A 9,070-nucleotide genomic window follows, 5' to 3' on the forward strand; every position below is an offset into this window, starting at 1 on the left:
GCGCCGGGCGGACGCTCAGCGTCCGCCGCTCACGTCGAGCAGGGCGCCCGTCACGTACGACGCCGCATCGCTCAAAAGCCACACGATCGTTTGCGCCACTTCATCGGCGCTGCCCGGACGCCCGAGCGGCGTTTGCGCGCCAAGCACGGCCGCGCGCTCAGGCCGGCCGCCGCTCGCATGGATTTCGGTGTCGATGAGGCCGGGGCGCACCGCATTCACGCGCACGCCCTGCGGACCGAGTTCCTTGGCGAGGCCGATCGTCATCGTGTCGATGGCGCCCTTGGACGACGCATAGTCGACGTACTCGTTGGGCGAACCGAGGCGCGACGCCGCCGAAGACACGTTCACGATTGCGCCGCCGTCGCCGCCGCGATCCTTCGACATGCGCCGCGCCGCTTCGCGCGCGCACAGGAAGGCGCCGTAGACGTTCACGTCGAACATGCGTTTGAGGCGCGCGGCGTCCATGTCGGCGACCTGCGAGCCGGGCGCGACAATGCCCGCGTTGTTCACGAGCGCATCGATGCGCCCGTACGCCGATTCGAGCGTGTCGAACATCGCGACCACGTCGGCTTCGCTGGCGACGTCGCCGCGCAGCACGCGCGCGTGGCCGCCCGCGCGGCCCACCTCGGCCGCGGTTTCCTCGGCGGCCGGTTCGTTGTGCAGATAATTCACGCCCACGGTCCAGCCGTGCGCGCCGAGCAGCCGCGCGCACGCGCGGCCGATGCCGCGGCTCGCGCCCGTGATCAGAACGACTTTGCCCATCTGGATGTCACCTCCTGTCGATGGCGCCCATGCGAAGCATCAGGATGCGCGTGCGGCGCGGGCTCAAACGCTTAAACGTTCTCGCGCTGATCGGCCCACTTGTCCTTGGCGGGCGCGTGGTAGTGCTTGAGCTTGCCGATCAGTGCGGCGGGGTCGCTGTCGATCTGCAGCAGATCGAAATAGGTCTGGCGCATGAAGCCTTCTCGCACGGTGTGATCGAGCAGTGCGATGAGCGGGTCGTAGAAGCGGTCGATATTGAGCACGCCAACCGGCTTGTGGTGATAGCCGAGCTGCGCCCACGTGTAGACCTCGAACAGCTCTTCGAGCGTGCCCGCGCCGCCCGGCATCGCGACGAACGCATCGGAGAGGTCGGCCATCATCTTCTTGCGCTGATGCATGTCGGGCACGACGTGCAGCTCGGTCAAGCCGTTGTGGCCGACTTCCTTGTCCACCAGCAGCTCGGGAATCACGCCGATCGCGCGGCCGCCATGGGCCATCACGGTGTCGGCGATCACGCCCATCAGGCCCACCTTGCCGCCGCCGTAGACGAGCGCGAGATTGGCATCGACGAGCGCGCGCCCGAACGCCTGCGCCGCTTCGTGATAGACCGGTCGAGCTCCCATCGAGGAGCCGCAATATACGCAGACTGCTTTCATGCGCGGGAATCCTTGTTGTCGTTGGCGCCTGCCACGCCTGCCACGCCTGTCGCTCCCGCCGCGCCTTCGCGCGGCGGCAGGTAATCGTAGAACTGCCGCTTGGGCAGCTTGCCCGAGACGAGATCGTCGAAGAGCTGCCGTGCGCGGCCGCGCAGATAAGGCGCCATCAGCGAGATGATCTGCACGCTCACCTGGTGCAGCTCGCTCTGGATCGCATCCTGATCGTTGTACTTGCGCGGGTTCATCACGAACTGGTACGAGAGCCAGTAGGTGGCAATGACGCCGATATTGGTCGAGATCACGTCGATCTCGGCAGGCGTGGCGACCATTTCGCCGTCTTCCACGAGCTGCTCGCAGAACTGCTTCGCGAAGTGCACCTTGTGGCTGATGATCTGCTTGAAATGCATCTCCAGCGTGCGATTGCGCGCGAGCAGGTCGTTCAGGTCGCGGTAGAGGAAGCGGTAGCGCCACGTGAAATCGACCATGTATTGCAGGTACGCCCACATTTCATCGATGGTGGCGCGATGGTCGTCCGGGAAACGCAGACGCTTTTCGATCTCCTGCTCGAACTGGCCGAAGATGCTGTTGATGATGTCGTCTTTGTTGCGGAAGTGGTAGTACAGGTTGCCTGGACTGATCTCCATTTCCTCGGCGATGGTCGTCGTGGTGACGTTGGGCTCGCCGATCTCGTTGAACAGTTTCAACGACAGCTCAAGAATCCGTTCGCGTGTACGGCGGGGAGGTTTTGAATCCATGTCGTCCGGCCTGGGATGTGCGGCGCGGGGCCGGCGATGCTACGCGCAAGTGCGAAGCGTCGCGTGCCCGGTCGCGGGTGGTCGTTTTTTAAGACTGTCGTTCGATTATAAACCGACGATCCCGGCGCACATCCAACCTGGCCCGCAAGCGCGGGCATGTACGCCGGGAAAGGGGCGTGCGGCGCGGGAGAGGTTCGGGGTTCAGCGCGCGCCGAGCCAGTGCAGCAGCGCGGGGCCGAAGCGCGGCACGAGGATCAAGCCCCATGCCATCACGCAGGTGAGGAGCGCGACCGTGACGGCAGCGCTGCCGAGATCCTTGGCGCGGCCCGAAAGCTCGTTGCGTTCGAGCCCGATGCGGTCGACTGCGTTTTCGATGCTCGAATTGAGCAGCTCGACGATCAGCACCAGCATCACCGAGCCGAGCAGCAGCACGCGCTCGACGGGCTCGACCGGCACCAGCACGCCGATGGGCACGAGGATCGCCGCGAGCGTGAGCTCCTGGCGAAACGCGCTTTCCTCGCGAATGGCGACGCGAAAACCCTTGATCGAATATTTGAGCGCGTGCCACGCGCGCATCACGCCACGGTTGCCCTTGTAGGGGTTGAACGGCAGCGGGGCCAGCGGATCGTCGGGGCCGAGCGGCTCGTGCAGATGCGCGGGCTCAGGCGGCTCGGGGGCGCCGTGTGGTTCGCGAGGCGGCGCGGAGCGTTCGCCCGCGTGCGATGACGAGGACGGTGTGGGCGCCTTGGAAGGGGATGAAGGACGTGGGGCCATAACAGACGAAGTCGATGCCGCAGTATCGCACGCGTCTTCGCCCGCCGCGCGGGGCGCGGCGGCGAGCGTCTGGCCGCCATCGTCGGCGTCGCTGGGGGCGGGGGTGTCGAGCGCGGGGCGGGTGCGGGTCATCGGCTTCGCTGCGGGCTGCAGGCGGTGCTCAAGGGCCGTTCGAGGCGGCGCTCAGGCCGCCGCGCTCGATTCCTGCATCTGCGCGCGCGAGCGCGGCTTCAGGTGCGAGGCGAACTGCTCCGATGCGGCCATCCACGAGAAGCGCTCGGCCCACGCGCGCGCGGTGGCGCGATCGATCTTGAGCGCTTCGAGGCAGGCTTCGCGCAGATTCTCGTTCATCGCGCCCGCGCCGCCCGTGCCCAGCACGTCGATCGGGCCCGTCACGGGGTAGGCGGCCACCGGCGTGCCGCAGGCTAGCGCTTCGAGCAGCACGAGGCCGAAGGTGTCGGTGCGGCTCGGGAACACGAACACGTCGGCGGCGGCGTAGACCTTCGCGAGTTCGGGCTGGCTCAGCACGCCCAGATAGTTGGCCTGCGGATAGCGCGACTTGAGCTCGGCAAGCGCCGGGCCTTCGCCGCAGACCCACTTCGAGCCCGGCAGATCGAGCTTGAGGAAGGCTTCGACGTTCTTTTCCACGGCCACGCGCCCGACGTAGAGGAAGATCGGGCGCGCGGTGTTGAGCACCTTCGACTCCATCGGCCGGAAGATTTCGAGATCGACGCCGCGCGTCCACAGCACGACGTTGGTGAAGCCGAACTTCTCGAGATCCGTCTTCACGACGGGCGTGGGCGCCATGACCGCGAGCGAGGGCTTGTGGAACCAGCGCAGGAAGCGGTAGGTCGCTTCGAGCGGAATGCCGAAGCGCGCCTGCACGTACTCGGGAAAGCGCGTGTGATAGGCGGTCGTGAACGGCAGGTCGTGGTCGATCGCGTAGCGGCGCGCGGCGAGCCCGAGCGGGCCTTCGGTGGCGACGTGGATGGCGTCGGGGCCGAACGCGTCGATGCGCTTGCGCAGATGGCGCCGCGGCATCAGTGAGAGCCGGATTTCCGGGTAGGTCGGGCATGGCACGGTGCGGAACTCGAGCGGCGTGAGCAATTCGACCTGATGCCCGAGCGCGATGAGCTCGCGCGTGGTGTTCTTCAGGGTCCGTACCACGCCGTTGACTTGCGGCTCCCATGCATCGGTCACGATCATCACTTTCATTGGTCGTCGGCTCTCGGGTTACGTGGGTGGGAATGGAGGTGTTGCCGGGTGCGGCTTAAGCGTGGTCAAGCATGGTTCAGGCGTTGTTCAGGCCGCGCTCACGCGCTGCTTGCGCGCCGCGCCTTGTGCTTGGGGCGCCTGCATCACGGTCCAGTAGACGATGCGCAGTTCGCCCTCGAAGGTTTCGACGAGCGCCGAAAGGCTTTCCACCCAGTCGCCGTCGTTGCAATAGAGCATGTCGTCGATCTCGCGGATCTCGGCTTTGTGGATGTGGCCGCAGACCACGCCGTCGCAGCCGCGCCGGCGCGCTTCGTCGGTCATCACGCCCTCGAACGACGAGATGAAGTTCACGGCGTTCTTGACCTGGTGCTTGAGGTACTGCGAGAGCGACCAGTACTGGAAGCCCATGCGCGCGCGAATGCGGTTGAACCAGCGGTTCAGCACCAGGATCATCGTGTAGGCCGAGTCGCCGAGATAGGCGAGCCATTTGGCGTGCTGGATCACGCCATCGAAGAGATCGCCGTGCACGACCCACAGACGCTTGCCGGAGAGCGTCGTATGGAACGCTTCCTCGCGCACGTGGATGTCGCCGAACGCGAGGTTGCAGAACTGACGCGCGCCTTCGTCGTGATTGCCGGGGATGTAGACCACCTGGGTGCCCTTGCGCGCCTTGCGCAGGATTTTCTGCACGACGTCGTTGTGCGCCTGCGGCCAGTACCAGCCTTTGCGCAGCTGCCAGCCGTCGATGATGTCGCCCACCAGATACAGATACTCCGACTCGTTGTGGCGCAGAAAGTCGAGCAGATAGTTCGCCTGGCAGCCGTTGGTGCCCAGATGAATGTCCGAGAGCCAGATCGTGCGGTAGCGGTGCGGGGCGGGGTGATCGTCGTCGTGGGCAGCGGGAGAAGGCGCGCAGTTCAGGGGCAAAGGCAGGGGCAGCGTGGGCGCGGCTGCGCCCGGACCGGGGTGGAAGGCGGCGGGGTCGGCGCCCGGCCCGGTGGTTTGCCGGAATAAGGAGGTCGCGGACGTCTTCTGGGCCATGGCACACGTGGCAGGTTGCAATACGCGCATTGCGCCATGAGGCCGTGACGTCGACGTGACAGTCACAAGAAGGTCTTGTTACGCAGTCCTTGTGAGATTAGCAGGCAGGCTGCGAAGCCGCGCGGGGTCTCGCGTCAGCCTCGTGGCGCGCGCGGACGGCAGCGTACGCGCGAGGTGCCGTGACGGTTTGATGACGTGTTGCGCGGCGGCGCTGGCATCTGGGCTTTACCTCGGCACGGCGACGATGCGCGTCCCGGCGATCCGGTCGTGCAGGAACTGGCGTCCGGGCGCGAAGCGCGCGCTCGCGGCCCACAACACGAACCAGGCGGCTTCGAGCACGAGCGTGTGCGGCACCGAAAGGTTCAGGAGCGGATGCAGTGCGAGCGGCGGCATGAACCACAGCCACGCAGCGAAGTAGCGCAGCGTGGCGCGGGGGAGCGAGGGCGGGGCGCCGTCGGGGCCGGTCACGCGCAGGCGCCAGGTTTTCATCGGCAGCGTTTGCCCGCCTCGATGCCAGAAGCCGACGAAATAGACGCCCGCCACGAGAGCGATCCACGCGGCCATCAGCCGATGATGGGTGTAGCCGTTGCGTTGTTGCAAAACGAGGCTGAACGCGAGCCCGGCGGCGAAGATCACGCCAAAGAGCAGCACGGCTTCGTAGACGAGTGCAGCGAGCCGCCGGCGCACGGTAACGGGTGGCAAGGACGAGGGCGGCAGCGCATCAGGCGGTGCTTCGTTTGCGGAGGGCGAGCGTGGTGCGACGCTCGCGGCAGGCACAGTGGCTGAGACGGGTTCGGTCACGGCGGCGTCGCGATGCAGATAAGGGACGGGACACCGTGAGGATAAACGCGAAGCGCTGCAATGAGTAACGCGGGAAAACGCGCTGGCGCGTGCGAAGAGAGATATGCGGAGACGCACGGAGACACCCAGGCGCGCGCTCAGGATCCCTTGAATGCCGCAGGCGCCTCGGCGGGCGATACCGGTATCGGAATGGCCGGTACGAAGCTGCCTGCCGCGGGGATGCTGGCCGGGAGCGCGGCAGCGGGCGTCGTCGGGGGCTGCCCGGAACTACCGGATGGACCCGGCTGCGCCGGCGAGGACGCGCCTTGCGTGCCGGAAGCGCCCGACGCCGTGCGAGCCCGCACGCCGTGCTCGCGCTCATTCACGAGCCGTCCGATGTCGCGAATCTCGCTCTTGTTGCCGCTCGGCGGCGCGCTGACCACGGTGCGGCGCTTGCGCTCGCTGGCGGCGAGGTGCTCTTTCTGCTCTTCCGGAAGCTGCTGATAGGCCCTCCAGGCACGCTGGCGCGCCTGCGCGGTCATCTCCTTGGACACCTGGTAGTTCTCGCGCGCCACGCGACGCTGCTCAGGCGTCATGCGCACCCATTCGGTCATGCGTTCCTGGAGGCGCTTTTGCGCTTCCGGCGACATCTTCGGGTAACGTGCGGCGATTCTCAGCCATTTGCGCTTGCGCGCGTCGCTGAACGTGTCCCATTCGCCGGCAAAGGGCGCGAGCGCGGCGCGCTGGGCGTCGGTGAGGCGCGCCCAGGACAGCGGCCCGGCGTTTTCGGGCTGCGCAGGGGCGGCCGCCGGGGCACCGGCGATGGAGGCCTGGGATTGCACTGGCGCCGCCGCGGCGGGCTCGGTGGCCGGCGCGGGATGAAAGCGCGGATACGTCGCCACATACGATACGAGCGCCGCGACTACGGTTCCAATGACAACGGCCAAGCCGCGCTTGTAACTCACCCCGTGAATCCCCCGCTTCAGTGCGCGCGCGACAGGTACGCGTTGAACCCGTGGTCGAGGTAGGCCGTGAGCGGCAGATCGTCGCTCAGCATGGCCGCGTCGATATCGGCAAGTTCCGCGGTACGTTGTTGGTCTTCGAAGTACGCAATGGCGAACAGGCCCGCCACCAGTGCCGCGAGCGGCCAGGCGAGTGCGAAGCGCGCGAGCGCGGAGCGCCGGCGCGGCGGCTTGAGGCCGCCCTGCGCGGCGCCGGCAAGCGTGCCCGCGCCCGCAGCCGCGAACGACGGCACGCGCACGAACACCGGTTGCTCGGCTTTCTTGCGGCTCAGCGCGACCTTGCGGGCAGCGGCGAGACGGGCGGTAGTGGCAGCGGGCAGGTCCGCGGCGCTCTCGTCGAGCGCGCGGCGCATCGCTCGCACGAATTCTGTTTCTTTATTGTCAAGGGCGGAGCTCATAGCGTGATTCCTTTGGCCTTGAGCGCTTGAGCCAGCGTGTGGGTGGCCCGCGAACAGTGCGTTTTCACGCTCCCTTCGGAACAGCCCATGGCGGCGGCGGTTTCGGCGACATCCATATCTTCCCAGTAACGCATCAGAAACGCTTCGCGTTGACGTGCCGGTAATTTCTGGACCTCTTCGTCGATCAGGTTGAGCACCTGCGCGCGTTCGATCTGCTGCTCGCTGCTTTCCGCGCCCGCCGAACCCGACTCGGCCTCGAAGGTTTCGAGGATATCGAATTCCTCATCCTCGGAGTTGCCGAGCGAAGAGAAGAGGCTCACCCAGGTATTGCGCACCTTCTGCCGACGGAAATAGTCGTGCATGGTGTTCTGCAGGATGCGCTGGAAGAGCAGGGGCAGTTCGGCGGCGGGGCGGTCTCCGTACTTTTCCGCGAGCTTGATCATCGCGTCTTGCACGATATCTAGCGAGGCGTCGTCGTCGCGCACGGCGTAGACCGTCTGCTTGAACGCGCGTCTTTCGACGCCCGCCAGGAAGTCGGCGAGTTCCTTGTCTGATGCCATCCGTTGCAGGCGCCGCCACCAGCGTACGCGTAATCGTTCGAAAAATGTCGTAAAACTCGCGGATGCTAGCAAATTTTCATGGCATCCGGGTAGCCGGCGGCCAGTGCGCTGCGTCAAGTCAAGGTGACGCACGCCGTGCGGACACTGCCGGCGCACGGTGTAGCAGGGCCCGTCGTGCCCCGGGCTGCGAGCGGGTTGGGCCTGCGCGCAACATTTATGCCCGATACGCTCGAAAGTTCCAGGAATTGCTTGACCAAACAATGACTAACCGATATCGTCGATGGTTCGCAACATAAGTGACTTGTCTCAATTCAGGTGTGGCCCATGAGGCTCATCTGTCAACTGGACGCGCCGCTTGAACCCGAGCCACAAGCCCGGCAGAGAGCACCCGATCAATTTTTTGCCGAAAATTCGAAAGGTGAATGATGAATATGCCCAGCGCGGAATTCTCCACGTCGGTCCCCCCCTCGCAAGAACCTGACTCCCAAGCTCATACGTCCATCGGCGGAACCGTGCTGATGAAGGCGCTCGCCGACGAGCAGGTCGAATTCATTTGGGGCTACCCCGGCGGCTCGGTACTTTACATTTACGACGAGCTGTACAAGCAGGACAAAATTCAGCACGTTCTCGTGCGCCACGAACAGGCAGCCGTGCATGCGGCCGATGCCTATGCGCGTTCGACCGGCAAGGTCGGCGTGTGTCTCGTGACCTCGGGACCTGGCGTCACCAATGCGGTGACGGGCATCGCGACGGCCTATATGGATTCGATCCCGATGGTGATCATCAGCGGCCAGGTGCCTACCGCCGCGATTGGTCAGGACGCCTTCCAGGAGTGCGACACGGTCGGCATCACGCGTCCTTGCGTGAAGCACAACTTCCTCGTGAAGGACGTGCGCGATCTCGCCGCTACCGTCAAAAAAGCTTTCTACATTGCGCGCACCGGCCGTCCCGGCCCCGTGCTGATCGACATTCCGAAAGACGTGTCGCGCACGCCGTGCGCGTATGAGCAGGTCAAGAACATTGCGCTGCGCTCGTACAACCCGGTCACCAAGGGCCACTCGGGACAGATCCGCAAGGCGGTCTCGCTGCTCCTCTCGGCCAAGCGTC

The 9,070-nt window shown here is 65.8% G+C and carries 11 protein-coding genes; 1 reads left to right on the plus strand and 10 read right to left on the minus strand.

The annotated features are described in order from the left end of the window. Window positions 1-15: 15 nt before the first annotated feature. The 10 genes from NH14_RS12185 to NH14_RS12230 form a co-directional block, all read right to left on the minus strand. The gene (locus NH14_RS12185) at window positions 16-762 is read right to left on the minus strand and encodes an SDR family oxidoreductase (RefSeq protein WP_035527121.1); all 747 of its coding nucleotides are present in this window, start codon (window positions 760-762) and stop codon (window positions 16-18) included. Window positions 763-833: 71 nt separating this feature from the next. Further along, window positions 834-1,418: an LOG family protein gene (locus tag NH14_RS12190; RefSeq protein WP_035527118.1), complete on the minus strand. Its 585-nt coding sequence runs from the start codon at window positions 1,416-1,418 to the stop codon at window positions 834-836. Further along, window positions 1,415-2,173, minus strand: a complete 759-nt coding sequence (locus tag NH14_RS12195; RefSeq protein ID WP_035527115.1) for a TetR/AcrR family transcriptional regulator — start codon at window positions 2,171-2,173, stop codon at window positions 1,415-1,417. The genes NH14_RS12190 and NH14_RS12195 overlap by 4 nt, the downstream gene beginning before the upstream one ends. 201 nt (window positions 2,174-2,374) lie before the next feature. Then, window positions 2,375-2,947, minus strand: coding sequence for a diacylglycerol kinase (locus NH14_RS12200; protein WP_035527550.1), 573 nt, complete (start codon window positions 2,945-2,947; stop codon window positions 2,375-2,377). A 183-nt stretch (window positions 2,948-3,130) separates the two neighbouring features. Continuing rightward, window positions 3,131-4,162 (minus strand): glycosyltransferase family 4 protein, encoded by a 1,032-nt coding sequence (locus NH14_RS12205; RefSeq protein ID WP_035527112.1) that lies wholly within the window; start codon window positions 4,160-4,162, stop codon window positions 3,131-3,133. A gap of 87 nt (window positions 4,163-4,249) precedes the next feature. Beyond that, window positions 4,250-5,203 (minus strand): UDP-2,3-diacylglucosamine diphosphatase, encoded by a 954-nt coding sequence (locus tag NH14_RS12210; RefSeq protein WP_035527109.1) that lies wholly within the window; start codon window positions 5,201-5,203, stop codon window positions 4,250-4,252. Between the two features lie 225 nt (window positions 5,204-5,428). Further along, window positions 5,429-5,920, minus strand: a complete 492-nt coding sequence (locus tag NH14_RS12215) for an RDD family protein (protein ID WP_035527547.1) — start codon at window positions 5,918-5,920, stop codon at window positions 5,429-5,431. A gap of 221 nt (window positions 5,921-6,141) precedes the next feature. Continuing rightward, the gene (locus NH14_RS12220; protein ID WP_035527106.1) at window positions 6,142-6,948 is read right to left on the minus strand and encodes a DUF3106 domain-containing protein; all 807 of its coding nucleotides are present in this window, start codon (window positions 6,946-6,948) and stop codon (window positions 6,142-6,144) included. Window positions 6,949-6,965: 17 nt separating this feature from the next. Next, complete coding sequence (locus NH14_RS12225; protein ID WP_035527103.1) at window positions 6,966-7,403, minus strand: DUF3619 family protein; 438 nt, start codon at window positions 7,401-7,403, stop codon at window positions 6,966-6,968. Next, window positions 7,400-7,963, minus strand: coding sequence for an RNA polymerase sigma factor (locus NH14_RS12230; protein ID WP_035527100.1), 564 nt, complete (start codon window positions 7,961-7,963; stop codon window positions 7,400-7,402). The genes NH14_RS12225 and NH14_RS12230 overlap by 4 nt, the downstream gene beginning before the upstream one ends. 425 nt (window positions 7,964-8,388) lie before the next feature. On the opposite strand from NH14_RS12230, the gene NH14_RS12235 reads away from it, so the two are divergent. Continuing rightward, on the plus strand, window positions 8,389-9,070 hold a 682-nt coding region (locus NH14_RS12235; protein ID WP_269151822.1), incomplete at its 3' end, for a thiamine pyrophosphate-binding protein.

Origin of the sequence: Paraburkholderia sacchari (assembly GCF_000785435.2) — a bacterium.
GTDB lineage: Bacteria > Pseudomonadota > Gammaproteobacteria > Burkholderiales > Burkholderiaceae > Paraburkholderia > Paraburkholderia sacchari.

Coding starts and splice junctions, on each gene's coding strand:
- NH14_RS12185 (WP_035527121.1), bottom strand. CDS start 762: ATGGGCAAAGTCGTTCTGATCACGGGCGCGAGCCGCGGCATCGGCCGC.
- NH14_RS12190 (WP_035527118.1), bottom strand. CDS start 1,418: ATGAAAGCAGTCTGCGTATATTGCGGCTCCTCGATGGGAGCTCGACCG.
- NH14_RS12195 (WP_035527115.1), bottom strand. CDS start 2,173: ATGGATTCAAAACCTCCCCGCCGTACACGCGAACGGATTCTTGAGCTG.
- NH14_RS12200 (WP_035527550.1), bottom strand. CDS start 2,947: ATGGCCCCACGTCCTTCATCCCCTTCCAAGGCGCCCACACCGTCCTCG.
- NH14_RS12205 (WP_035527112.1), bottom strand. CDS start 4,162: ATGAAAGTGATGATCGTGACCGATGCATGGGAGCCGCAAGTCAACGGC.
- NH14_RS12210 (WP_035527109.1), bottom strand. CDS start 5,203: ATGGCCCAGAAGACGTCCGCGACCTCCTTATTCCGGCAAACCACCGGG.
- NH14_RS12225 (WP_035527103.1), bottom strand. CDS start 7,403: ATGAGCTCCGCCCTTGACAATAAAGAAACAGAATTCGTGCGAGCGATG.
- NH14_RS12230 (WP_035527100.1), bottom strand. CDS start 7,963: ATGGCATCAGACAAGGAACTCGCCGACTTCCTGGCGGGCGTCGAAAGA.